Source organism: Oryzihumus leptocrescens, from assembly GCF_006716205.1.
In the GTDB taxonomy this organism is placed as follows: domain Bacteria; phylum Actinomycetota; class Actinomycetes; order Actinomycetales; family Dermatophilaceae; genus Oryzihumus; species Oryzihumus leptocrescens.
In genome coordinates, this window is record NZ_VFOQ01000002.1 from 438450 (window position 1) to 461550 (window position 23101).

General features: G+C 73.4%; 23 protein-coding genes. 18 read left to right on the plus strand and 5 right to left on the minus strand.

Going from position 1 to position 23101, the window contains the following annotated elements:
- Nucleotides 1-383 precede the first annotated feature (383 nt).
- The 7 genes from ssd to FB474_RS19320 are packed head-to-tail and all read left to right on the plus strand — an operon-like array spanning nt 384 to nt 4575.
- Nucleotides 384-1112, plus strand: a complete 729-nt coding sequence (ssd, locus tag FB474_RS19290) for a septum site-determining protein Ssd (RefSeq protein ID WP_141790454.1) — start codon at nt 384-386, stop codon at nt 1110-1112.
- Entirely contained in the window at nt 1109-2275 is a 1167-nt protein-coding gene (locus tag FB474_RS19295) for a TadA family conjugal transfer-associated ATPase (protein WP_141790455.1), read from the plus strand. The genes ssd and FB474_RS19295 overlap by 4 nt, the downstream gene beginning before the upstream one ends.
- Complete coding sequence (locus FB474_RS19300; protein ID WP_185746275.1) at nt 2272-3030, plus strand: type II secretion system F family protein; 759 nt, start codon at nt 2272-2274, stop codon at nt 3028-3030. Before FB474_RS19295 ends, FB474_RS19300 begins: the two co-directional genes overlap by 4 nt.
- On the plus strand, nt 3027-3578 hold the full coding sequence (locus FB474_RS19305; RefSeq protein ID WP_141790457.1) for a type II secretion system F family protein: 552 nt from the start codon (nt 3027-3029) through the stop codon (nt 3576-3578). Before FB474_RS19300 ends, FB474_RS19305 begins: the two co-directional genes overlap by 4 nt.
- Nucleotides 3579-3626: 48 nt before the next feature.
- On the plus strand, nt 3627-3833 hold the full coding sequence (locus FB474_RS19310) for a DUF4244 domain-containing protein (RefSeq protein ID WP_141790458.1): 207 nt from the start codon (nt 3627-3629) through the stop codon (nt 3831-3833).
- Nucleotides 3834-3859: 26 nt separating this feature from the next.
- Nucleotides 3860-4198 carry a TadE family type IV pilus minor pilin gene (locus FB474_RS19315; RefSeq protein WP_221632688.1) on the plus strand — a complete coding sequence of 113 codons (339 nt, stop codon included), beginning with the start codon at nt 3860-3862 and terminating at the stop codon, nt 4196-4198.
- Complete coding sequence (locus FB474_RS19320; protein ID WP_141790460.1) at nt 4195-4575, plus strand: Rv3654c family TadE-like protein; 381 nt, start codon at nt 4195-4197, stop codon at nt 4573-4575. The genes FB474_RS19315 and FB474_RS19320 overlap by 4 nt, the downstream gene beginning before the upstream one ends.
- A 40-nt stretch (nt 4576-4615) precedes the next feature.
- Here FB474_RS19320 and FB474_RS19325 read toward each other — a convergent pair whose 3' ends face one another.
- Complete coding sequence (locus FB474_RS19325; RefSeq protein ID WP_141790461.1) at nt 4616-5050, minus strand: hypothetical protein; 435 nt, start codon at nt 5048-5050, stop codon at nt 4616-4618.
- A gap of 16 nt (nt 5051-5066) precedes the next feature.
- Nucleotides 5067-7454, minus strand: coding sequence for a DEAD/DEAH box helicase (locus tag FB474_RS19330; protein ID WP_141790462.1), 2388 nt, complete (start codon nt 7452-7454; stop codon nt 5067-5069).
- A 140-nt stretch (nt 7455-7594) separates the two neighbouring features.
- Here FB474_RS19330 and FB474_RS19335 point away from each other — a divergent pair, with 140 nt between their 5' ends.
- Complete coding sequence (locus FB474_RS19335; RefSeq protein WP_425465321.1) at nt 7595-7951, plus strand: STAS domain-containing protein; 357 nt, start codon at nt 7595-7597, stop codon at nt 7949-7951.
- Nucleotides 7952-8235: 284 nt separating this feature from the next.
- Complete coding sequence (locus FB474_RS19340) at nt 8236-10587, plus strand: sodium-translocating pyrophosphatase (RefSeq protein ID WP_141790463.1); 2352 nt, start codon at nt 8236-8238, stop codon at nt 10585-10587.
- A gap of 72 nt (nt 10588-10659) precedes the next feature.
- On the opposite strand, the gene FB474_RS19345 is transcribed toward FB474_RS19340, so the two are convergent.
- Complete coding sequence (locus FB474_RS19345) at nt 10660-11148, minus strand: DUF6328 family protein (protein WP_141790464.1); 489 nt, start codon at nt 11146-11148, stop codon at nt 10660-10662.
- Nucleotides 11149-11374: 226 nt separating this feature from the next.
- On the opposite strand from FB474_RS19345, the gene FB474_RS19350 reads away from it, so the two are divergent.
- The 5 genes from FB474_RS19350 to FB474_RS19370 all read left to right on the plus strand — a co-directional run bounded on the left by FB474_RS19350 (nt 11375) and on the right by FB474_RS19370 (nt 16346).
- Nucleotides 11375-12220, plus strand: a complete 846-nt coding sequence (locus FB474_RS19350) for a sigma-70 family RNA polymerase sigma factor (protein WP_141790465.1) — start codon at nt 11375-11377, stop codon at nt 12218-12220.
- 131 nt (nt 12221-12351) lie between these two features.
- Nucleotides 12352-13029 carry a GAF and ANTAR domain-containing protein gene (locus FB474_RS19355; protein WP_221632689.1) on the plus strand — a complete coding sequence of 226 codons (678 nt, stop codon included), beginning with the start codon at nt 12352-12354 and terminating at the stop codon, nt 13027-13029.
- Nucleotides 13030-13109: 80 nt separating this feature from the next.
- Nucleotides 13110-14126, plus strand: coding sequence for a DNA topoisomerase IB (locus FB474_RS19360; RefSeq protein ID WP_141790466.1), 1017 nt, complete (start codon nt 13110-13112; stop codon nt 14124-14126).
- An 88-nt stretch (nt 14127-14214) separates the two neighbouring features.
- The gene (locus tag FB474_RS19365; protein WP_141790467.1) at nt 14215-14715 is read left to right on the plus strand and encodes a hemerythrin domain-containing protein; all 501 of its coding nucleotides are present in this window, start codon (nt 14215-14217) and stop codon (nt 14713-14715) included.
- A gap of 119 nt (nt 14716-14834) precedes the next feature.
- Nucleotides 14835-16346, plus strand: a complete 1512-nt coding sequence (locus tag FB474_RS19370; RefSeq protein WP_141790468.1) for a N5-glutamine methyltransferase family protein — start codon at nt 14835-14837, stop codon at nt 16344-16346.
- Nucleotides 16347-16428: 82 nt separating this feature from the next.
- On the opposite strand, the gene FB474_RS19375 is transcribed toward FB474_RS19370, so the two are convergent.
- Nucleotides 16429-16773: a nucleoside triphosphate pyrophosphohydrolase family protein gene (locus FB474_RS19375; RefSeq protein ID WP_141790469.1), complete on the minus strand. Its 345-nt coding sequence runs from the start codon at nt 16771-16773 to the stop codon at nt 16429-16431.
- A gap of 43 nt (nt 16774-16816) precedes the next feature.
- Nucleotides 16817-17590, minus strand: a complete 774-nt coding sequence (locus FB474_RS19380) for a dioxygenase family protein (protein WP_141790528.1) — start codon at nt 17588-17590, stop codon at nt 16817-16819.
- 240 nt (nt 17591-17830) lie between these two features.
- On the opposite strand from FB474_RS19380, the gene topA reads away from it, so the two are divergent.
- The 4 genes from topA to FB474_RS19400 all read left to right on the plus strand — a co-directional run.
- Nucleotides 17831-20587 carry a type I DNA topoisomerase gene (gene topA, locus FB474_RS19385; protein WP_141790470.1) on the plus strand — a complete coding sequence of 919 codons (2757 nt, stop codon included), beginning with the start codon at nt 17831-17833 and terminating at the stop codon, nt 20585-20587.
- Nucleotides 20588-20704: 117 nt separating this feature from the next.
- The gene (locus FB474_RS19390; RefSeq protein ID WP_246092645.1) at nt 20705-21427 is read left to right on the plus strand and encodes a SprT-like domain-containing protein; all 723 of its coding nucleotides are present in this window, start codon (nt 20705-20707) and stop codon (nt 21425-21427) included.
- Between the two features lie 131 nt (nt 21428-21558).
- Nucleotides 21559-22356: a MerR family transcriptional regulator gene (locus tag FB474_RS19395; RefSeq protein WP_141786779.1), complete on the plus strand. Its 798-nt coding sequence runs from the start codon at nt 21559-21561 to the stop codon at nt 22354-22356.
- A gap of 35 nt (nt 22357-22391) precedes the next feature.
- The coding region (locus FB474_RS19400) for an MFS transporter (protein ID WP_141790471.1) at nt 22392-23101 on the plus strand (710 nt) is incomplete at its 3' end.

A 23101-nucleotide genomic window follows, 5' to 3' on the forward strand; every position in this document is an offset into this window, starting at 1 on the left:
TGTGACTTTTGGGGCAAGGGTTTGCGCTCGGGCCCTGAGTGCACCACTATGGAACGTGCGCGCTCCCCTTCGGGGTCGAGCGCGCCAACGCACCAGCTCCTCCCCCCCGGAGCTTGGCGCGTTGACGGCCCCCGTTGTCCCCCCGACGGGGGCCGTCCCCTTTCTCCAGCCGGTTCCGTTCGGGTTGCTGCCCATCCGGACACCTCTCAGCCCGCGTTGTGGTGCAGATCCGGCCCAGGAACGCGGGCTGAGCCGTGTCCGGTGCGAGTCGCGCGTATGCCGTGAGCCGCCTTTGTCCACAAGCCCCCTCGCGTTCGTCCCACTGTCCACAGGCCCGCGGCGCCACCTGTCCTCGTGGATCGTCCCGCCTGAGGCTGGGCGACATGACAGCAGCTCACGTGATCGGCGTCGTCGGCGGTTCCGGCGGGGTCGGTGGCACCGTCCTCGCCGCCGCGCTCGCCACCCGGGCCGCAGCCACCGGCCGCACCGTCGCCTGTGTCGACGGCGACGTGCTCGGTGGGGGCCTCGACGTCACCTTCGGCCTCGAGCAGGAGCCGGGCCTGCGCTGGCCCGACCTTGCCGCCGCGCTCGGCCGGGTCGACGGCCCCGAGCTGCTGCGCCGGCTGCCGGCCACCGACGGGGTGGCGGTCCTGTCCTTCGACCGCACGAGACCGGCCGCGCCGGCTGACGAGGCGCGCGACGAGGTGCTGCGCGCGCTGAGGGCCTGCGTCGACGTCGTCGTGCTCGACCTGCCCCGTGCCGATGCGCCCTTCGGGCAGTCGCTGGCCGCCGTGGCGGACTCGCTGGTCCTGGTGTCCGGCGACGGGGTGCAGGCCCTGGCCGCCACCAGCGCCGCCGCGGAGTTCCTGAGTCACACCCATGACCAGCTGTGGCTGTGCGTGCGCTGCACCGGGCACGACGACGGGGTCGCCGAGTCGCTCGCGGTCGCGGTCGACCTGCCGCTGGTCGCCACGGTGCGGCACGACCCACGCCTCGATGCGGACCTGCTGCACGGCATCCCCCCGGGGTCGCGCTCGCGCGGCCCGCTGGCCCGGGCCGCCGAGACGGTGCTGGCCGCGTTGCTGCTGCCGGCCGAGCGGCGGGCCTCGTGACCGTCAGCGACCCCGTCTGGGAGCAGATCCGCCAGGGCCGACCGCCATCGGCCGCTGCCGTGGCCGACGTGCTCGGACCGGCGCGCGTGACGCTGGGGGAGCGCGGGCTCGAACGTGCCCGCGACGACCTCGCCGCGCAGGTGCTGGGCGCGGGTCCGCTCGAGCCGCTGCTGACCGACTCCCGGGTCACCGACGTCCTGGTCAACGCCGCCTCCGGGGTGTGGGTCGAGCGCGACGGGCTCCTCGCCCGGACCGGTGTCGACGTCGGGTCGGAGGCGCAGGTCCGCCGGCTCGCCGTCCGCCTTGCCGGTCTGGCTGGGCGACGGCTGGACGAGACCTGTCCGTGGGTCGACGGGCTGCTGCCCGGGGGCGTGCGGCTGCACGCGGTGCTCCCCCCGCTGGCGGCCGACGGCACCCACATCAGCCTGCGGGTGCCGCGCCGGGTCGCCCCGACGCTGACCGGGCTCGGCGAGCTGGGGGCGTTCGGGCCGGGCTGGTTGCCGGTCCTGCGTGCCCTGGTCCGCCGGCGCCGCGCGTTCGTCGTCACCGGAGGCACCGGCAGCGGCAAGACCACGCTCCTGGGGGCCCTGCTCGGTGAGGTCGACGGGGGTGAGCGACTCGTGGTCGTCGAGGACGTCCGCGAGCTGGCCGTGGACCACCCCCACGTCGTCCGCCTCCAGGCCCGGGCCGCCAACGTCGAGGGCCGCGGCGAGGCCACGCTGACCGCGCTGGTCCGACAGTCCCTGCGCATGCGTCCAGACCGGGTCGTCGTCGGGGAGGTGCGTGGCGGAGAGGTGCGTGAGCTGCTCACGGCGCTCAACACCGGACACGAGGGCGGCTGCGGCACCCTGCACGCCAACGCGTGCTCCGACGTCGTCGCCCGGTTCGAGGCGCTCGGCGCCCTGGCCGGCATGAGCCCCGCCGCGGTGCACGCCCAGCTGGTCAGCGCGATCCAGGTCGTGCTGCACGTCAGCCGGCCGGGTGGGCAGCGTCGCCTGGAGACGATCGGCGTCCTGCAGCGCGACGACGGCCGTGCTCCCGTGGTGGTCCCCGCCCTCGAGCGCGGTGCTGGCGGGGAGCCGCGACGCGCGGAGGGGTGGCCCCGGCTGGCCGCGACGTGCGGGTTGCCCGACGACGGCGACGGCTTCGGAGCGACGCGGTGAACGCGCTCATCGCGCTCGCCCTGGGCACGGCGGTGTTGCTGGCCGGTCGCCCGCCCACGCCGACGCTCTCGGTGCTGACCTCGCCCGCTGGTGCGCCTGCCGCCGATCCGCCCCGGCCGGCGGGCCGCCTGCCGCAGCGGGTCCGTGGCCTCCGGCACCGGAGGGCGGCGTGGCGGGACCGTGCGATCGCCCGCACGGTCCTCGCCCTGGTCGACGCCGTGGCGCCGGCGCTGGAGGCGGGGCTGGCACCGGCCGCGGCGTTCGTGATCGCCGCCGACTCGGTCACACCCGCGCAGGAGCCCCGACCCGGGCCCGCCGCGGCCTGGGTCCGGGCGGCCGGCAGCGCCGTCGCGCAGGGCGCACCGGTGTCCGCAGTCCTGCGCCGCGGCGCAGGCACCCTGGGCTCACGGGAGCTGGGGGTGCTGGCCGCCGCGTGGTCGCTGAGCGAGGAGACCGGCGGCCCGCTGGCCGACGCCGTGCGCACCGCGGGAGCGGTCGTGCGCGGCTCGATGGCCCAGCGGGAGCGCATGCTGGCCGCGGTCGCCGGGGCGCGCTCGACGATGAACATCCTCACGGTGCTGCCGATCGGGGGCCCGCTGATCGCCCTGGCCGTGGGGCTGGACCCGTCGAGGCTCTACCTCGGGTCCCCGCTCAACCAGGGCTGCCTCGTCATGGGCGTCGCGCTGGCCGTGGTGGGACGGGCCTGGGTGCGCCGGCTCGTCGCCGGAGCCGTCCGCGGGCCGGTGCTCTCGTGACGCCGCTCGAAGCGGTGCTGGTGACCCTGGCCGTCCTGCTCGTCTCGGCGCCTGCGCCGCGCCTGCCGCTGCGGACCGCGCTGCCAGAGCGGGCCCTCCGGGCCGCTCCGCCGCTGACGATGCCCGACGTGGCCGACACCCTCGACCTGCTGGCCCTGGCCCTGCGCGGGGGTGCGGGCATCGTCCAGGCCATCGATGCCGTGGCGGACCGGGTTGGCCCACCCGCGGCGGACCAGCTGCGCCGGGTCTCGGCCGCGCTGCGCTGGGGAGTGGAGGACTCCCGCGCCTGGTCGGCGGTCCCGGCCGCGTGGCAGCCGGCGGCCCGGGCGCTGCACATGGCGGCGACGGCCGGTGCCGCGCCGGCCGACCTGCTGCACATGGCCGCCGGTGACCTGCGCCGGGCCGAGGCCGCGCGGCTGGAGGTCGCGGCCTCCCGGCTCGGGGCGCGGGTGGTGCTGCCGCTCGGCCTGGCGTTCCTGCCGGCGTTCGCCCTCACGACCGTCGCCCCGGTCGTGCTCGCCCTCACCCACCAGGTCCTGGGCGCGTGAGGCCCGGTTCACGCCGGATCCCGGCACTCACCACGAAGGAGAAGACGCATGACACCTGCACTCACCCGCACCTACCGGGCCGTTCGCCGCAGGGTCGCCCTGACCGGCCAGGCCGGCATGACGACGGCGGAGTACGCCGTGGGGACCCTGGCCGCCTGCGCCTTCGCGGCGGTGCTCATCGCCGTCGTGCGCTCGGGGGCGATCAAGACGGCACTCTCGCACCTGATCACCACCGCCCTGGCGATCGCCTCGTGAGGTCCCGGCAGCGACGACAGGCGGGCATGGTCACGGCCGAGCTGGCGGTGGTCCTGCCTGTCGTCGTTGCCGTGCTCGCCCTGTCCCTGTGGGCGTTCGGGCTCGCCGTCGACCAGGTGCGGTGCGTCGACGCGGCCCGGGCCGGTGCCCGCGCGGCGGCGCGAGGGGACCCGGTCGACGCCGTGTCCTCACAGGTCCGGCGCGACGCGCCGGCCGGTGCCGTCGTGGCGGTCTCCGCCGGAGGTGGAGACGTGACGGTGTCGGTCACCGCGCCGGTGCGCAGGCTCGCAGGGCTGGTGCCGGTCGAGTGGCGCCCGTCCGCGAGTGCCACGGCCCGGCGCGAGGTCGAGGGAGGGCAACTGTGACCGCCACGGCCGGGCGGCGAAGGCGCCGGTGCGGCGAGCGGGGGTCCGCCACCGTGCTGGCGCTGGGTCTCTGCCTCGCTCTGGGACTGCTCACCGTCGCCGGCTGCGCGCTGCTGACGGCCGTCCTCGCCAGCCACCGGGCGCGGGCAGCCGCCGACCTCTCCGCCCTGGCCGCGGCCCAACGGTGGCTGGACGGGGCACCTGCCGACCTGGCCTGCGCCGAGGCGCGACGGGTCGCCGGGGCCAACGGGGCGACGGTGCAGACCTGTGCGCCGGTCGCCGACTTGGTCACCGTCATCGTGGTGGTGCCGGCCGGACGACTGGGCCCGGCCCGGGCCAGGGCACGAGCCGGCCCGGCACCGGTGGACGCCGGCTGACCGCCGGACGCGTCAGCCGCGCCGGCAGGTCAGGCGAGGGTCAGTCGACGTGACGGTCGGCCCGACGCTCCGCGCGGGTCTCCTCCGGCAGGACCGTCGTCTGGCCCGCGGTGTCGTCGAGGGGCCGGGTCGTGTCGTGGTGGGCCGGGCGCAGCGGGGTGGTCGCCCCGGCCTCGGCGGCCCGCGCGCGGGCGGCCTCCTCCTCGGCGGCGGTCGCGGCCTGCTCCTTGCGGAGCTGGCGCAGCTCCATCCGGCGGGCGACCTTGCGGCGCAGGCTCGAGACCACCAGCCACAGACCCAGGACCAGGAGCAGCAAGGCGGCCGCGCCGGCGAGGAACATCGCCAGCGGCGTCACCGAGACGTCGACGCCGGCAGCGCTGAGGTGGATGCTCGCCGAGCTGGACCCGACGGCGGCGGCGGCGAAGGCCACCGCGCTGAGGGCGACGACGATGAGGATCAGGCCGAGCAGGATCATGGGTGGGCCTCCTAGGTCAGGGTCCGGGATCCGTGGCTGTGACCCTAGCCCTCTCCGGCCCCGCGGTCCCCTCGGCGGCCAGCACGACCTCGAGCAGGGCGACCGCCCGGGCCTTGTCCAGCGGCTCGTTCCCGTTGCCGCACTTGGGTGACTGCACGCACGAGGGGCATCCCGTGGCGCACTCGCAGGCGGCGATCGCGTCGCGGGTCGCCGACAGCCACGTGCGCACCGCGTGGAAGCCCCGCTCGGCGAAGCCCGCCCCACCCGGGTGCCCGTCGTAGACCATGATCGTCGGCAGGCCGGTGTCCGGGTGCAGCGCGGTCGAGACGCCGCCGATGTCCCACCGGTCCGAGGTCGCGACCAGGGGCAGCATCCCGATCGCGGCGTGCTCGGCGGCGTGGGCCGCCCCGGGGATGTCCACCGGCTCGATGCCCGCCGCCGCGAGCAGATCCTCAGGCATGGTCCACCACACCGCCTTGGTGCGCAGGGCCCGCTCCGGCAGCTCCAGGGGGTGCTCCCCGAGGACCTCGCCGGAGGGCAGCCGGCGCAGGAACGCCGTCACCTGGGTGCGCACCTCGACCGACCCGAAGTGCACCTGCACCTCGCCCCAGTCGGTCTGCTGCTCCACCGCGCCGATGTCGAACGTGCTGACCGAGCGGGCCTGCGTCGACCAGCCGGGGTCGCCCTCGACCACGAGCGCCACCGACTCCGCCAGGTCCAGGTCGGTCACCACGAAGGTCCGTCCCTGGTGCACGTACACCGCGCCGGTGTGGACGCTGGAGTGCGCCGCCGTGCCGTCGACGGTGCCCAGCACCCGGCCGCTGCCCCGCTCCACGATCCGCACCACCGGCTCGCCGGTGCCGCGCAGGCTGACGTGGTCGGCGGCGCGGTCCGACCGGGCCCAGAACCACCCGGTGGGCCGCCGCCGCAGCACCCCCCGGGCGACGAGCGTGTCCACCAGCGGGCGCATGCCCGGGCCGAACACCTCGGCGTCGGCGTCGGTCAGGGGCAGCTCGGCCGCGGCGGCGGCGAGGTGGGGGGCCAACACGTAGGGGTTGTCCGGGTCGAGCACCGCCGCCTCCACCGGCCGCTCGAACAGTGCCTCGGGGTGGTGCACCAGGTAGGTGTCGAGCGGGTCGTCGCCGGCCACCATCACCGCCAGCGAGCAGGACCCGGACCGCCCCGCCCGCCCGGCCTGCTGCCACAGCGAGGCACGGGTGCCCGGCCAGCCGGCGAGGAGCACCGCGTCGAGGCCGCTGACGTCGATGCCCAGCTCGAGGGCGTTCGTGGCCGCCAGCCCCAGCAGCCGACCGCCGCGCAGGGACCGCTCCAGATCCCGCCGCTCCTCGGGCAGGTAGCCACCCCGGTATGCCGCCACCGCACCTTCCAGCCGGGGGTCCACCTCCGCGAGGGCGCGCCGGGCGCTCGCGGACACGGTCTCGACCCCGACTCGCGACCGGGCGAAGGCCACCGTCTGCACGCCGGCGCTGACCAGGTCGGCCAGCAGGTCGGCGGTCTCGGCGACGGCGCTGCGCCGGTGCGGTGCCTCGTGCTCCCCGCCACCGGGCACCAGCCCCGGCTCCCACAGCCCGAAGGTCATCGACTCCCGCGGTGAGCCGTCCTGCACGACCGGGCGCACCGGCATACCGATGAGGCGGGCGGCCTGGCCGGCCGGGTCGGCCACGGTTGCGGAGGCGAGGACGAACGTGGGGGACGCGCCATAGCGGGCGCACACCCGCCGCAGCCGGCGCAGCAGGGCGGCCAGGTGCGAGCCGAACACGCCGCGGTAGACGTGGCACTCGTCGATGACCACGTAGCGCAGGGCCCGCAGGAACGGCGCCCACCGCTGGTGGCCGGGCAGCAGCGAGTGGTGCACCAGGTCGGGGTTGGTCAGGACGTACTGCGCGTGGTCGCGGATCCAGCGCCGCTCCTCCGGAGGGGTGTCACCGTCGTAGGTCGCCGCGCGCACCCCCGGCACGGCCAGTGCCTGCAGCCGGGCCAGCTGGTCGGCCGCCAGGGCCTTGGTGGGGGACAGGTAGAGCGCCGTCGCGCCCCGGCCCGTCGCCGCCGACGCCCCGTCGACGACGTCGGAGAGCACCGGCAGCAGGTAGCCCAGGCTCTTGCCCGAGGCGGTGCCGGTCGAGATGACCACGTGCTCCCCGGCGCGGGCCGCGTCCGCCGCCTCCCGCTGGTGCGCCCACAGGGAGGTGATGCCGGAGGAGGCGAACGCCGACCACACCGGCGGGGCCACCCACTCCGGCCACGGGGCGAGCTGCTCCTGGCGGGCCGGCACCGTGTGGACATGGACCAGCCGCTCGCGCCGCCGGCCCCCGGCGAGCTGCTCGAGGGTGGCCACGGGGTCGAACCGCGCATCGGCCACAGGGGGGAGGACGTGCTCGGTCATCGCCACTACGGTATGACGCGTGGCGGACACCCGACGCCACGACCGCCCCACCGCCTGGCCAACTTGCTGTCGCAGGAGCGCCACGGCGCTAGTCTTGGCGCACCTGTGAGCCGCAGAATCATGTGGGTCACCACCGCGCAGTGAGGAGCACGCTCGTGGACCTGTCGATCTCCAGTGCAGAACGCGGGGGCGTGACCGTGGTGCATGTGGGCGGCGAGATCGACGTCTACACCGCGCCGACGCTGCGTGAGCGCCTTGACGAGCAGATCAAGGCCGGCCACACCCACCTGGTCGTCGACCTCAGTGGCGTGACCTTCATGGACAGCACCGGGCTCGGTGTCCTCGTCGGCCGGCTGAAGTCGGTGCGGGCGCAGGACGGCTCGCTGCGGCTGGTCTGCTCGGCCGAGCGGATCCTCAAGGTGTTCGCGATCACCGGCCTGGACAAGGTCTTCCAGATCTTCGGGTCGGTCGACGACGCCGTCGGCGCACACGCCTGACCCAGGCGCGCGCCGCAGCTGCGGCGCCACCCCTGAGGCGCCACGCCTTGGGCGCCACCCCATCAGGCGCCGCACCTCATTCACCGCCCCACGCCGCGTGGACCTTGGTCCCCACGTCGGGCGGCACTCGCGCATACCCTGACCGGACACGTGACGCCGGTCACAGCCTTTCGGGTTGGGTGTGATGTGGGTCACGGGTACGCTCCACCGCGTCAGCCCCCGTGCTCAGGTGGGCTGACGTCGTTTGCAGGCGAGTTCCGCTGTTCCCTGACAAGGAGGATGGAATGCCCGGCCTCATCCGAGCCGCCGACGCGACAACGCTGTCGCTCTCCGGCACGAACCTCACCCTCGTGATCGTCGTCGCTGCCATTGCGGTGGTGGCGCTGGTCATGGGTGTGTTCTTCCGGCAGCAGGTCCTCGCCGCCGATCCCGGCACCGAGAACATGCAGACCATCGGCGGCGCCGTGGAGGAGGGCGCCCAGGCCTACCTGGCCCGGCAGTTCAAGACCCTTTCCGCCTTCGTCGTCATCGTCTTCGTCCTGTTGCTGGCGCTGCCGGCCGACTCCGCCGGGGTGCGTTGGGGCCGTTCGGGCTTCTTCGTCCTCGGCGCCGTGTTCTCGGCCGCGATCGGCTACCTGGGCATGAGCCTGGCGGTCAAGGCCAACGTCCGCGTCGCTTCGGCGGCCCGCGACGGGCACCGTGACGAGGGCATGCAGATCGCCTTCCGCACCGGCGGTGTCGTCGGCATGGCCACCGTCGGGCTGGGCCTGCTCGGCGCGTCCACGGTGGTGCTGCTCTACAAGGGCGACGCCCCCCGGGTGCTCGAGGGCTTCGGCTTCGGCGCCGCGCTGCTCGCGATGTTCATGCGTGTCGGCGGCGGCATCTTCACCAAGGCCGCCGACGTCGGCGCCGACCTGGTCGGCAAGGTCGAGGCGGGCATCCCCGAGGACGACCCGCGCAACGCGGCGACGATCGCCGACAACGTGGGCGACAACGTCGGTGACTGCGCCGGCATGGCGGCCGACCTGTTCGAGTCGTATGCCGTGACGCTGGTCGCCGCTCTCATCCTCGGCAAGGCCGCCTTCGGCGCCCACGGCCTGGTCTTCCCGCTGATCGTCCCGGCGATCGGCGCGCTCACCGCGGTGCTCGGCGTGTTCGTCACCCGGGCCCGTGCGGGGGAGAGCGGCCTGGTCGCGATCAACCGCGGCTTCTACATCTCCGCGTTCGTCTCGGCCGTGCTCTCGGCTGTGGCCGCGTTCCTCTACCTGCCCTCCTCCTTCTCGGCGCTGGCCGGGGTGCCGCAGGAGGTCGCCCAGATCAACGGCGACCCGCGCCTGGTGGCCACGCTGGCGGTCTGGCTGGGCATCGCCCTGGCCGCGATCATCCTCTGGCTCACCGGCTACTTCACGGGCACCGACAAGCGACCCACCCGCGACGTCGCCCGCACCTCGCTCACCGGCGCCGCCACGGTCGTCCTGGCCGGCATCGGCGTCGGCTTCGAGTCGGCGGTCTACACCGCCGTCATCATCGGGTCCGCGATGTACTGCGCGTTCCTGCTCGGGGCCGGCTCGGTCGTCCTGTCGCTGTTCCTCATCGCCGTCGCCGGCACCGGGCTGCTGACCACGGTCGGCGTCATCGTGGCCATGGACACCTTCGGCCCGGTCAGCGACAACGCCCAGGGCATCGCGGAGATGTCCGGTGACGTCGACGGTGAGGGCGCGCAGATCCTCACCGAGCTCGACGCGGTCGGCAACACCACCAAGGCGATCACCAAGGGCATCGCCATCGCCACGGCGGTGCTGGCCGCCACGGCCCTGTTCGGCAGCTACTCCGACGCGGCCAAGACCGCGATCCTCACCGCCGCGCAGACGCTCAAGGTGGAGCCGTCGGTCTCGACCAAGGTGTCGCTGCTGGACTACCAGGTGATCACCCCGTCCAACCTGTTCGGGCTGATCCTCGGCGCCTCGGTGGTGTTCATGTTCTCCGGCCTGGCGATCAACGCGGTGACCCGCGCCGCCGGGGCGATCGTCTTCGAGGTGCGCCGCCAGTTCCGCGAGCACCCCGGGATCATGGCCGGCACCGAGAAGCCGGAGTACGGCCGCGTCGTCGACATCTGCACCAAGGACTCGCTGCGCGAGCTGGCCACCCCCGGCCTGCTGGCCGCGATGGCCCCGGTGGCGGTCGGCTTCGGCCTGGGCATCGGCCCCCTCGCCGGCTACCTGGCCGGGGCGATCGGCGCCGGCGTGCTCATGGCCGTGTTCCTCGCCAACTCCGGTGGCTCGTGGGACAACGCCAAGAAGATCGTCGAGGACGGCAACTACGGCGGCAAGGGCAGCGAGGCCCACGCGGCCACCGTCATCGGCGACACCGTCGGTGACCCGTTCAAGGACACCGCCGGCCCGGCGATCAACCCGCTGATCAAGGTGATGAACCTCGTCTCGGTGCTCATCGCCCCGGCCATCGTCCAGCTCACCATCGGCTCCGGCGCCAACTCGGTCCTGCGCTACGGCATCGCCGTGGTGGCGCTGCTCATCGCGGTCGGCGCGATCGCCGTCTCGAAGCGTCGCGACATCGCGATCGGCGACGACAGCAACGACGGGGCCGCCGCCGAGGAGCCCGCCTCCGCAGCGGTCTGAGCCGCCCGGCATACCGGTATCCGCGGCCGGTCACCTCCCCGAGGTGACCGGCCGCGGTGCGTCCGGGGCGGCTCAGGCCGAGTCGCTGGCCCGGGCGAGGACCACCTTGGGCAGCACGAACCACACCAGCAGGAAGAGCAGCAGCATCGCGCCTCCCACGACGATGCCGGCGGTGCGGCCGACGACGACGTCGAAGACCAGCAGGATGACGCTGCCCACGGTCAGCCCAAGCGTGGTCAGGCCGGCCTTGGCGAGCCGGTTGGAGGTCTCCACGAGCACCCGCTTCTTGTGCTGGTGGAACAGCAGCCGGTGGGAGCTGACCGGGGCGATCAGCAGCGCGATGGAGACCACCCCGAGCACCACGGCGGTCAGGTAGGTGGCCCGCTGCACCGCGTCGAGGTGGGCGAAGCGGGCCTGGAACGGCAGGGTCAGCAGGAAGCCGGTGAGCACCTGCACGCCGGTCTGCGCCACCCGCAGCTCCTGGAGCAGCTCGTCCCAGTTGCGGTCGGCGCGCTGGGTCGGTGTCTCGCCCGGGCGGGCGTCATCTGAGGAGCCAGTCATGGCGGGAGCGTGCCATGACCTGCGTCTGTTTAGGCCCGGATCGGTGGGGGTAACGATCCCCCGCCGGGGTGCTGTGCCAGCTTTGTGCGGCACCCCGGACCAGAACGGGGTTGTCCGACGTGCCCCGGTCTGGCGGGGTTGTGCCCTGTGCCCCATCCGTGTTCTAGTGACCGCGGCAGGTCCAGAAGCGGCGCCATGTCACCACGTTCGGATGAACGGGCGTCACATGACATCGCAAGCCGCGGCACCGCCTCCTGCTGCCGAGGACCCGCCGACCAGGGACGACAGCCCCACCCGCAACGACCAGACGCTGGAGCTGCTCGAGCAGGCCGCTCTCGCCGAGTGCCCCGAGGTGCGCAGCCGCCTCCTCGACGAGGCGTTCCTGCTCAACATCGGCACGGCCGAGAACATCGCCTCGCGCTACCGCGGGCGGGGGGTGGACTGGGAGGACCTGCTCCAGGTCGCCTATGTCGGGCTGGTCAAGGCCGTGCGCGGCTTCCGGCCCAGCGAGGGGTCCAGCTTCGCGGCCTACGCCAACCCCACCATCTCCGGGGAGATCAAGCGCCACTTCCGCGACTTCGCCTGGACCGTGCGCCCACCGCGTCGCATCCAGGAGCTCCAGGGCGCCGTGCACGGGGTGGAGCCTGAGCTCGTCCAGGCCTTGGGGCGCCCGGTGTCCCCCTCCGACCTGGCCCGAGCGCTGGCCGTCGACCTGATCGAGCTGCGTGAGGCCCTCACCGTCGACGGGTGCTTCGCCCCGCTGTCGCTCGACGCGCCCGCCCGCGCCGAGACCGGCGCCACCCTCGGCGAGCTCGTCCCCGACGAGACCGACGCGTTCGAGCGGATCGACCGGCTGCAGACCCTCGTCCCGGTGATCACGGCGCTGACGCCCCGGGAGCGGGCGATCCTGGTCATGCGGTTCGTCCGCGGCTGCACCCAGGCCGAGATCGGCGCCGAGCTCGGGGTCAGCCAGATGCAGGTCTCCCGCCTGCTGCGAGACCTGCTCGAGCGGCTGCGCGAGGCGCTGGCGTCCCCTGCAGGGGAGGACGAGGACGCCCTCGTCATCGACTGAACCGGGACACTTCGGGCACATTCGCGCCCGGTCTTGAGCGCGGCACACCGCCTGGTGCATGGTGTCGTTCCAAGGCCCGGCAGTCCCCTGGCCGCCCCCCCCTTCTTGCCCCACACCTTCAGGAGGTCGACGTGGACCCGTCGTTCGCGGCGGACTTCGCCGAGATGGCCCGGCACATGCACCAGGGAGAGGACGTCGGGCAGACCGTCGAGACGGTCGCCCAGTTCGCCAAGGAGGCGCTGGCGTGCGACTGCGCCGGCGTGATGCTCGTGCACGGCGGCAAGGAGGTCGAGTCCGCCGCCACCACGGACCCCCTCGTCGTCAAGGCCGACCGGCTGCAGATGGAGTGCGGGCAGGGTCCGTGCCTGGAGTCGATCTGGGACCACGAGACGTTCGTCATCCACGACACCGAGACCGAGACGCGCTGGGCGGAGTGGTGCCGCCAGGTGTCCGGCCTGGGCGTGCGCAGCGTGCTCAGCCTGCGGCTGTTCACGCACAACAACACCATGGGTGCGCTCAACCTGTATGCCGTGGAGCCGGGCCGTTTCGACGACGAGGACATCGCCGTGGCCACGATCTTCGCCGGGCATGCGTCGGTCGCGCTGGCGTCGGCCCGTAACGAGTCGAGCCTGCGCAAGGCCATCGACGCCCGGCACCTGATCGGGCAGGCGCAGGGCATCCTCATGGAGCGGTTCAACCTCAACGCCGACCAGGCGTTCGCCATCCTGCGGCGCTACTCCCAGGACAAGAACATGAAGCTGCGGGCCGTGGCCGAGCACATGGTCGAGTCCCGCCAGCTGCCCGCCTGAGGCCGGCGCCGGCACGCCTCGAGGCGACCCGTGCGGCGGGTCACCGTGCGCGCGGGCGCCCATCGGGGTACCACTCGGGCATGCGCCTGCGCCGTAGCAAGCCCGACGGGCCCGGCATCCGCCGCCTGCGTCGGGGTCGGGGGTTCTCCTACGTCGACGCCTCCGGGCAGGCGGTGGACCCGCAGACCCGCGAACGCATCTCCTCGCTGGCCATCCCGCCGGCGTGGCGCGACGTGTGGATCAGCCCGTGGCCGCACGGGCACATCCAGGCCGTCGGCACCGACGACGCGGGCCGGCGGCAGTACCTCTACCACGAGGCCTGGCACGAGAGTCGCAACGAGGCCAAGCACCTGCGCGTGCTCACCCTCGCCCGCGGCATCCACACGGTGCGGGAGGCGGTCGAGGCCGACCTCACGGCCCGGGCTCTGGGGCGCGACCGGGTGCTCGGGGTGGCGCTGCGGATGCTCGACTACGGCGTGTTCCGCACCGGCGGGGAGGCGTACGTGCAGGAGCACGGCACCCACGGCGTGGCCACGCTGCTGCGCGAGCACGTGTGCCTGCGCCGCGGCGAGGTCGTCTTCGAGTACACCGCCAAGGGCGGGCTGGCGCGCTCGGTCAGCCTGCGCGACGACAAGCTGGCGGCGGCCATCCGGGCGCTGCGGCGGGCGCGCTGCGACAGCGACCGGCTGCTGGTCTACCGCGACGGCCGTGAGTGGCGCGAGGTGCACGCCGACGACGTCAACGCCCGGTTCAAGGAGCTGGCCGGCGAGGACTACACCGTCAAGGACCTGCGCACGTGGCGGGCGACCGTGGTGGCGGCGGTCGCCCTGGCCCAGGCCGGTCCGGCGGCCAGCAAGGCGGCCCGGGCCCGCGCCGAGCGGGCGGCCATGGAGCTCGTCGCCGAGGAGCTCGGCAACACCCCGGCGGTCGCGCGCCGGTCCTACGTGGACCCGCGGGTGGTCGAGCACTTCGGTGCCGGTCGCACGATCGCCGCGGCCCTCCAGCGGCTGGGCGGCGACGACCTGATGGTGCCCGAGGTGCGCCAGGGGGTGGAGCGGGCCGTGGTGCGGCTGCTGGCCGGCCAACCGCGCGGCTGACCCGACCACGGTTTGTCCCGCAGCGCGCCGGGTACGACAGTCGTGGGCGACGCCGCCCGCGTTTTCCTTCCACCGCCACGGAGGTCCCATGTCGACTGACGCGATCGTGCTGCTCAAGGACGACCACAAGGAAGTGCGCCGGCTGTTCCGCGACTTCGAGGAGGCGGGGGACAACGCCCATGTGCGCAAGGGGCAGATCGTCAGGAAGATCATCGAGCTGCTCACCGTGCACACCTACATCGAGAACGAGGTCATGTACCCCGAGGTCCGCGCGCTGCTGCCGGAGGTCGAGGACGAGGTGCTCGAGTCCTACGAGGAGCACCACGTGGCCGACGTGCTGTGCATGGAGCTGTGGTCCATGGAGCCCGACGACGAGCGGTTCGACGCCAAGACGACCGTCCTCATCGAGTCGGTGCGCCACCACATGGATGAGGAGGAGCAGGAGTGGTTCCCCACGGTGCGTGACGGGCTCGGTCGCAACCAGCTCCAGGAGATCGGGGCGAAGATGATCGAGCTGAAGAAGACGGCCCCCCGCAAGCCCTCCCAGCCGAGCGCCCTGAAGAAGGCCATCGACGCCCTCATCTCCTGACCGGGGAGGCGAGCCCGCGTTTGACCGCCGACCTACCGGGTACGTGCCTGCCGGCGGCGGGCTGCCCCCATCCCGCCCGGAAGCGGGGGCGGTCCGTCGTCCCGCCCTAGGCTGGCGCCATGACCCCCAGCCCGGCCCCGCCCGTCCCGCTGCCCGACCTCGTCCCGTCGCTGCGGGCCGACCTCGCGGCGGCCGGCTTCACCGTCGACGGCATCGCGGCGGCGCTGGGCCCGGTGGCCAACGACGCGCTCGGCCGGGAGCAGCTGCTGCCCGCCGACCTGGCCACCCGGGACGCGGGCACGCCGCTGGCCACCCTGGTGCGCCTGTTCACCCTCGGCCGGCCCGTGCCCGCCGAGGCCGTCTCCGCTGCGCTGCCGACGCTGGGTCTCGAGGGGCTGGAGCGCCTGGGCCTGGTGACCGTGGGCGAGGGCCGGGTCCGCGCCACGTGCGACCTGCACCCACACGCCGACGAGTCGCACAGCTGGTGGGTGGCCTCGGACCTGTCCGAGATGGCGACCGGTGCGGCGCTGGCCCCCGACCACGTGCTGGGCATCGGCGGCGCGTCGACCACCCTGGCGGCGTGGACGCCGCGCCCGCAGGTCGACCGGGCGCTCGACATGGGCACGGGCTGCGGCGTCCAGGCCCTGCACCTGTCCGGGCACGCCGGCTCGACCGTCGCGACCGACCTGTCCCGGCGCGCGCTGGACTTCGCCGCGTTCAACGCGGCCGTCAACGGCCTCGAGCTCGACCTGCGCTGCGGCAGCCTGTTCGAACCCGTTGCCGGGCAACGCTTCCAGCTCATCGTCAGCAACCCGCCGTTCGTCATCACCCCGCGCGTCTCGGACGTCCCGCTGTTCGAGTACCGCGACGGCGGGCTCGCCGGCGACGCCCTCGTCGAGGCCGTGGTGCGCACCATCGGCGAGCACCTCGAGCCCGGCGGCATCGGGCAGTTCCTCGGCAACTGGGAGGTCGCCGAGGGTGCCGACTGGCGCGACCGCGTCCGCGGCTGGCTGGAGGGCACGGGCCTGGACGCGTGGGTCATCCAGCGTGACGTGCAGGACCCCGCGCAGTACGCCGAGCTCTGGGCCCGCGACGGCGGCAACGTGCCGGGCACGCCCGAGTACGAAGCCATGTATGCCGCGTGGCTGGCCGACTTCGCGACCCGCGGGGTCGGGTCGGTCGGCTTCGGGGTGGTGACGGTGCAGCGGCCGGCGACGGCGCGCGATACCTGGGTGGAGCTGGTGGAGGAGTCCGGGCCGGTGTCCTCCCCAATGGGCCCGGCGATCCTCGCGGGCGTGCGCGCCCGCACCTGGCTGGCCGAGCACGGCGACGCCGGGGTGCTGGCGGCGGCGTGGCGGTGTGCCGAGGACGTCACCGAGGAGCGGCACTCCCGGCCCGGTGCCGAGGACCCCAGCGTGATCGTCATCCGGCAGGGCAGCGGGCTGCGCCGGGCTGTGCGGGTCGACACCGTCATGGCCGCGTTCGTCAGCGTCTGTGACGGCGACCTCACCGCGGGTCAGGCGCTCGAGGCCATCGCGGCGCTGCTCGAGCAGGACCCCGCCGAGGTGCGTGCGGCCGCGCTGCCGGTGGTCCGCGAGCTGGTCGCCGACGGCTTCCTGCTCCCGGTCTGACCGGGTGGACCTCGGGTGCCGGACACGGGCCTCAGGTCATGACCCGAGGTCGGTGTCCGGGAGGCGTGGGTGCGCCCGGCGCTCAGCGCTCGTGGGTCGCCACGGCCTCGGGTGAGGCAAGCGCGTCACGCCAGACCAGCCACTTGCGCTCGACCTCGGCGTCGAGGTCGATGCCGTGGTGTCGGGCCAGGAGCAGGGTCTGGCACAGCACGTCGGCGACCTCGGAGCGGAACGCCGCGTCCAGCTCGTCCGGGGTCAGCCCCTTGGTGCGGGCCTGGCCGTCGCGCATCAGCTGCGCCTGGGTGAGCTCGCCGACCTCCTCCTGCAGCTTGAGCAGGAACCACGTGTCGTCCCGGTCGATGCCGAAGCGCTGGGCGTAGACGTGGGAGATCTGCTCGACCTGGTCGGTCAGCGCGTGGAGGTCCATGCGCCGCAGCCTGCCACGACGCAGGGGCGGCGTGCGGCGAGGCTCAGTTGAGCTGCCAGGAGCGCTTGGACAGGCCGTACCAGAACCCCTCGATGACGGAGCGGTTGTCCGGCGTGCCGGCCTCGAATGCCGCACCCAACGACACGAACAGCGGCGCGAAGTGCTCGGTGCGCGGGTGGGCGCGCCGGGCGGCCGGGGCCTTGTGCAGGAAGTCCATCAGCGCGTCGACGTCGCCGGTGGCCATGACCTCGCGCGCCCAGGCGTCGAACTCGGTCGACCACGACGGCGCCGGGGAGTCGGAGGGTAGCCGCGGGTTGAACTCCGACAGGTTGTGGGTGGTGAACCCCGACCCGACGATCAGCGTGCCGGAGTCGCGCAGCGGCTTGAGCTTGCGCCCGATCTCGAAGAGCTTCTGCGGGTCCAGCGTCGGCATCGACATCTGCAGCACCGGGATGTCGGCCTCGGGGTACATCTCCACGAGCGGCACGTAGGCGCCGTGGTCCAGCCCGCGCCGGGTGTCCTGGTGCACCGGCGTGGCGGGGGAGTGGAGCAGCTTGGTCACGTCGGCGGCCAGCTCGGGCGCGCCGGGCGCGTCGTAGGTCACCTCGTAGTAGCGCTGCGGGAAGCCCCAGAAGTCATAGACGAGAGGCACCTTCGTCGTCGCGGACAGCGCCAGCGGTGCCTCCTCCCAGTGCGCCGAGACCATGAGGACGCTGGTGGGCCGCGGCAGCCCGGCCGACCATCCGGCGAGCTCGCGCGTCCAGGTGGTGTCGTCGGCCAGCGGCGGCGCGCCGTGGCTGAGGTAGAGCACCGGCATACGGCTGTCAGGGGTGGTCTCGGTCACGGCACCAGCATACGCCGAGCAAAGTTTAATGTTCAACTAACTGGCGGTTTCAGACACGCGCGGTGGTCCCCGCAGGTCAGGACCCAAGTCCCCTTTCGGCCCCGCTTGGTACGTGGTGCCCGATTTCATGCCTTACCGTCTGAGACGCATGGCCCCGTCCGAGCAGCGACGAATCCGCTGCACGTGGTCGTGTGGAACGGAAGTGGGGTACCCATGAGCACCAGCACAGGCCGCCGCCTGGTCATCGTCGAGTCGCCTGCCAAGGCCAAGACGATCGCCGGCTACCTGGGCAAGGACTACGACGTCGAGGCCTCGGTCGGGCACATCCGTGACCTGCCCAACCCCAGCGAGCTCCCGGCGGAGATGAAGAAGGGCCCCTACGGCAAGTTCGCCGTCGACGTCGACAACGGCTTCGAGGCCTACTACGTGGTCGACCCGGACAAGAAGAAGAAGGTCGCCGAGCTCAAGCGCCTGCTCAAGGACGCCGACGAGCTCCTGCTGGCCACGGATGAGGACCGCGAGGGCGAGGCCATCGCCTGGCACCTGCTGGAGGTGCTCAAGCCCAAGGTCCCGGTCAAGCGCATGGTGTTCCACGAGATCACCAAGGAAGCGATCCAGCGCGCCGCCACCGAGACCCGCGACCTGGACACCCGCCTCGTCGACGCCCAGGAGACCCGGCGCATCCTCGACCGCCTCTACGGCTACGAGGTCTCCCCGGTGCTGTGGCGCAAGGTCCGCCAGGGCCTGTCCGCCGGCCGCGTGCAGTCCGTCGCGACTCGCATGGTGGTCGAGCGTGAGCGCGAGCGGATGGCCTTCCGCAAGGCGTCCTACTGGGACGTCGAGGGGGACTTCTCGCCGCAGGGCTCGCCCGGGCAGGCCTTCACCGCGCGGCTGAGCGCGGTCGACGCCAAGCGCGTCGCCACCGGGCGCGACTTCGACGACACCGGCCAGCTCAAGGGCGCCAACGTCGTCCACCTCGACGAGGCCACCGCCCACGCCATCGCCGAGGGCGTGCGCGCCGCCGCCGTGAGCGTCACCGACGTGCAGGAGAAGCCCTACACCCGCCGGCCGTCCGCGCCGTTCACGACCTCGACGCTGCAGCAGGAGGCCAGCCGCAAGCTGCGCCTGTCCAGCAAGAACGCCATGCGCGTGGCCCAGCGGCTCTACGAGAACGGCTACATCACCTACATGCGTACGGACAGCACGACGCTGTCCGAGGCCGCCCTCACCGCGGCGCGCAGCCAGGCCCGCGACCTGTATGGCGCGGAGTACGTCCCGGACTCGCCGCGCCGCTACGAGAAGAAGGTCAAGAACGCCCAGGAGGCGCACGAGGCGATCCGCCCCGCGGGCGACCGCTTCCGCACCCCGGCCCAGGTCGCCGGTGAGCTGCGCGGCGAGGAGTACGCGCTCTACGAGCTCATCTGGAAGCGCACCGTCGCCTCGCAGATGGCCGACGCCCGCGGCTCCACCGCCACGGTCAAGCTCGGCGCCACCCTGGCCGACGGCCGGGTCGTCGAGTTCTCGGCCAGCGGCACCGTCATCACCTTCCGCGGCTTCCTCGCCGCCTACGAGGAGGGCCGCGACGACGAGGCCGTGGCCAGGGCCGAGCGCGCCGACGAGGAGCGCCGCCTGCCCAAGCTCAGCACCGGCGTCGCGCTCGAGGTGCTGCGTGCGGAGGCCGACGGCCACGAGACCAGCCCGCCCGCGCGATACACCGAGGCCACCCTCGTGAAGGCCATGGAGGAGAAGGGGATCGGGCGTCCGTCGACCTACGCGGCGACGGTCGGCACGATCCAGGACCGCGGCTACGTGCGCACCCGTGGCTCGGCGCTGATCCCGACCTGGCTGGCGTTCGCGGTGACCCGGCTGCTGGAGGAGCACTTCCCCAAGCTGGTCGACTACGACTTCACCGCCGCCATGGAGGAGGACCTCGACCGCATCGCCAACGGCGACGAGGGCCGCGTGGCCTGGCTCAAGCGGTTCTACTTCGGCGACGAGGCGACCAGCATCGAGGGGCTGCGCGCCCTCGTGGACGACCTCGGCGAGATCGACGCCCGCGGCATCTCCACCATCGAGATCGGCGACGGCATCGTCGTGCGGGTGGGCCGCTACGGCCCCTACGTCGAGGAGACCGTGCCGGCCGGCGTCGACGCCGCGACCGGCGAGGTCGCCGAGGGGGCGAGCGGGGAGTCCCGCCGAGCCACCATCAACGACGACGTCGCCCCCGACGAGATGACCCCGGAGAAGGCCCGCGAGCTGCTCGAGGCGGCCGCCGACGACGGCCGCGTGCTCGGCCAGGACCCCGAGACCGGCCGCGACATCGTGGCCAAGGCCGGCCGCTACGGCCCCTACGTCACCGAGGTGCTGCCGGAGGACCTGGCGAACCTCAAGGGCAAGAGCAAGATCAAGCCCCGCACCGCCAGCCTGTTCAAGGACATGGACCTGGCGACCCTCGACCTCGAGACCGCGCTGAAGCTGCTCAGCCTGCCCCGGGTCGTCGGCAAGGACCCCGAGTCCGGCGAGGAGATCACGGCCCAGAACGGTCGCTACGGGCCCTACCTGAAGAAGGGCACCGACTCGCGCTCGCTGCAGGCCGAGGCGCAGCTGTTCACCATCACCGAGGAGGAGGCGCTGGCGATCTACGCCCAGCCCAAGCAGCGCGGGCGCGCCGCCGCGGCGCCGCTGAAGGAGCTCGGTGACGACCCGGTGAGCGGCAAGCCGATGCTGGTCAAGGACGGCCGGTTCGGTCCCTACGTCACCGACGGCGAGACCAACGCGACGCTGCGCAAGGACGACGACCCCGAGTCGATCACGCCCGAGCGCGGTGCCGAGCTGCTCGCCGAGAAGCGCGCCAAGGGCCCGACCACCCGCAAGCGGGCGGCCAAGAAGACCGCGGCGAAGAAGACCACGGCCAGGAAGACGACCGCACGCAAGACCACCGCGAAGAAGGCCGCGGCCAAGAAGGCCTGACCTGCCGTATCCCGTGCCATCACCTCCGCCGCCCCTCGCGCCACCGGGGCGGCGGAGGTGTGTCGGCACCCCGCCCTAACCTCGTCACCACATCGCACACCTGTTCGAATCGGAGGGATGATGGAGCTCGAGGGGGCGCGCCGCATGGCCACGGCGCTGATGGCCGAGCACGGGCTGGTCGGGTGGCGGCTGGTGCTGGACAACGCCAAGACCCGGGCCGGGGTCTGCCGGCCCGCCCGGCGCGAGATCGGGCTGAGCCGGGCGATCACCGCGCTGCACACCGAGGCGGAGGTCCGCGACACCGTGCTGCACGAGATCGCCCATGCCCTCGTGGGGGCCCACCACGGCCACGACGCGGTCTGGCGGGCCAAGGCCCTGGAGATCGGCTCCTCCGGCCGGCGCTGCGTCGACACCGCCTCCGCCCGGCCGCCCGCGCCGTGGACCGGCACCTGCCCGGCGGGGCACACCACGACCCGCCACCGTCGCCCGACCCGGGTGGTGACCTGCGGGCAGTGCTCGCGCAGCTTCGACCCGCGACACGTCATCACCTGGCGCTTCCACGGCGAGGTCGTGCCGATGCACCCCGCCTACGACCGCGAGCTGGCCCGGCTGCGCCGGCGGACGGCCGCCGAGCCCGTCGCCGCGCGGGGCGGCCGCCCGGAGCCGACGGTCGCGGCCGAGCGGGTCGCCCTGCCGGTGGGCACCGTGGTGCGAGTCGGCGGCAGCGGCCGCTACGCCGGGACGACCGGCGTGGTCGAGAAGCGTGCCCGCACCCGCTACCACGTGCGCACCCGGCTGGGGCTGCTCACCGTGCCCTTCGCCATGGCCGAGCCAGTCTGACCCGCCCGCCCGCCCGGGTCGGGCCCGGCCGGTGGGGGCCGGCGGCCCACGCGGGTGCGGGAGGTGAGGACACGGCATACCGGGGAAAGGGTGTTGACCCTCACGTGGCGTGAGGGCCCATAGTCGGTGCCATGACCGGGACGACGCGGGTAGGTGAGTCCCTGACCGTGGGCCAGGTGGCCGAGCGGTTCGGGGTGACGGTGCGCACGCTGCACCACTACGACGAGATCGGGCTGCTGTCGCCGGGCGAGCGCTCGGCGGCCGGCTACCGGCTCTACACCCAGGACGACCTCGTGTGCCTGCAGCACATCGTGGTCTACCGACGGCTCGGGTTCGCCCTGGAGGAGGTCGCCCTCCTGCTGGAGCACCCCGAGACGGTGGAGGCCCACCTGCGGCGTCAACGCGCAGCGGTCATGTCCCGGCTCGACGAGATGCGCGATCTCGTGACAGCCATCGACCGAGCACTGGAGAGGGAGATGAACCAGCAACCCGCCACCACCGAGGACATGAAGGAGCTCTTCGGGGACGGCTTCTACGAGAACCAGGCCGAGGCGCAGGAACGGTGGGGTGACACCGACGCCTGGAAGCAGTCGGCGCAGCGCACCAAGGGCTGGACCAAGGCCGACTGGGCCGAGGTCAAGGCCGAGACCGACGCGCTGCACGCGGCGTTCGTCGCGGCCATGGACGCCGGCGAGCCGCCGACCAGCGAGGCGGCCATGGACGCCGCCGAGCAGCACCGGTTGCACATCGACCGGCGCTTCTACGACTGCTCCCACGCGTTCCACACCGGCCTGGCCGACATGTACGTCAGCGACCCGCGCTTCACGGCGACCTACGACGAGATCCGCCCGGGCATGTCGTTCTACGTGCGCGACGCGATCTACGCCAACGCCGAGCGGGCCGCCGCGCAGGGGCCGCCGCAGGGTTAGGCCGTCGCGGGGGTGCTCTGGCCTAGGCTCACCGTGTGAGCCAGCCAGAGCACTCCCCACCGGCGGGCCTCGCCGGCGACGTGCGCGGCGTGCTCGCCATCACCGCGTTCCGCCGGCTCTGGTCCACCTTCGCGCTGTCCAGCTTCGGGGACTGGCTGGGCATCCTGGCCACGACGTCCCTGGCCGGCACCCTGGCCACCAGCCCGGCCGCGGAGTACCTCGCGGTCTCGGGAATCTTCATCCTGCGGCTCGCGCCGGCCATCGTCTTCGGGCCGCTGGCCGGGGCCCTGGCCGACCGGTTCAACCGCCGGACCGTGATGATCGTCGGCGACGGGCTGCGGTTCCTGCTGATCTGCACCATCCCGCTCGTCGGGACGCTTTGGTGGCTCTACGTCGCGACGCTGCTCATCGAGTGCGTCGGCCTGTTCTGGGCGCCCGCCAAGGAGGCGGCGATGCCCAACTTCGTGCCCCGCGACAAGCTCGAGACCGCCAACCAGCTCAGCCTCGTCGCCGACTACGGCACCGCCCCCGTCGCCGCGCTGCTGTTCTCCGGCCTGGCCCTGGTCAACACCCCGCTGCACGCGGTCATGCCGGGGCTCGACGCCTCCGGGGACTACCTCGCGCTCTGGGTCGACGCCCTGACGTTCCTCGTGAGCGCGGTCGTCGTCTGGACGATCACCTTCCCGCCGGTGGCGCACGAGGTCAGCGCCCGGGCCGAGACGCTGTGGCGCACCATCGTCGACGG

What these genes read in the sequence shown, in the direction of transcription:
- ssd (WP_141790454.1), top strand. Translation starts at nt 384, where the DNA reads ATGACAGCAGCTCACGTGATCGGCGTCGTCGGCGGTTCCGGCGGGGTC.
- FB474_RS19310 (WP_141790458.1), top strand. Translation starts at nt 3,627, where the DNA reads ATGACACCTGCACTCACCCGCACCTACCGGGCCGTTCGCCGCAGGGTC.
- FB474_RS19315 (WP_221632688.1), top strand. Translation starts at nt 3,860, where the DNA reads ATGGTCACGGCCGAGCTGGCGGTGGTCCTGCCTGTCGTCGTTGCCGTG.
- FB474_RS19325 (WP_141790461.1), bottom strand. Translation starts at nt 5,050, where the DNA reads ATGATCCTGCTCGGCCTGATCCTCATCGTCGTCGCCCTCAGCGCGGTG.
- FB474_RS19330 (WP_141790462.1), bottom strand. Translation starts at nt 7,454, where the DNA reads ATGACCGAGCACGTCCTCCCCCCTGTGGCCGATGCGCGGTTCGACCCC.
- FB474_RS19340 (WP_141790463.1), top strand. Translation starts at nt 8,236, where the DNA reads ATGCCCGGCCTCATCCGAGCCGCCGACGCGACAACGCTGTCGCTCTCC.
- FB474_RS19345 (WP_141790464.1), bottom strand. Translation starts at nt 11,148, where the DNA reads ATGACTGGCTCCTCAGATGACGCCCGCCCGGGCGAGACACCGACCCAG.
- FB474_RS19350 (WP_141790465.1), top strand. Translation starts at nt 11,375, where the DNA reads ATGACATCGCAAGCCGCGGCACCGCCTCCTGCTGCCGAGGACCCGCCG.
- FB474_RS19360 (WP_141790466.1), top strand. Translation starts at nt 13,110, where the DNA reads ATGCGCCTGCGCCGTAGCAAGCCCGACGGGCCCGGCATCCGCCGCCTG.
- FB474_RS19365 (WP_141790467.1), top strand. Translation starts at nt 14,215, where the DNA reads ATGTCGACTGACGCGATCGTGCTGCTCAAGGACGACCACAAGGAAGTG.
- FB474_RS19370 (WP_141790468.1), top strand. Translation starts at nt 14,835, where the DNA reads ATGACCCCCAGCCCGGCCCCGCCCGTCCCGCTGCCCGACCTCGTCCCG.
- FB474_RS19375 (WP_141790469.1), bottom strand. Translation starts at nt 16,773, where the DNA reads ATGGACCTCCACGCGCTGACCGACCAGGTCGAGCAGATCTCCCACGTC.
- FB474_RS19380 (WP_141790528.1), bottom strand. Translation starts at nt 17,590, where the DNA reads ATGCCGGTGCTCTACCTCAGCCACGGCGCGCCGCCGCTGGCCGACGAC.
- topA (WP_141790470.1), top strand. Translation starts at nt 17,831, where the DNA reads ATGAGCACCAGCACAGGCCGCCGCCTGGTCATCGTCGAGTCGCCTGCC.
- FB474_RS19390 (WP_246092645.1), top strand. Translation starts at nt 20,705, where the DNA reads ATGATGGAGCTCGAGGGGGCGCGCCGCATGGCCACGGCGCTGATGGCC.
- FB474_RS19395 (WP_141786779.1), top strand. Translation starts at nt 21,559, where the DNA reads ATGACCGGGACGACGCGGGTAGGTGAGTCCCTGACCGTGGGCCAGGTG.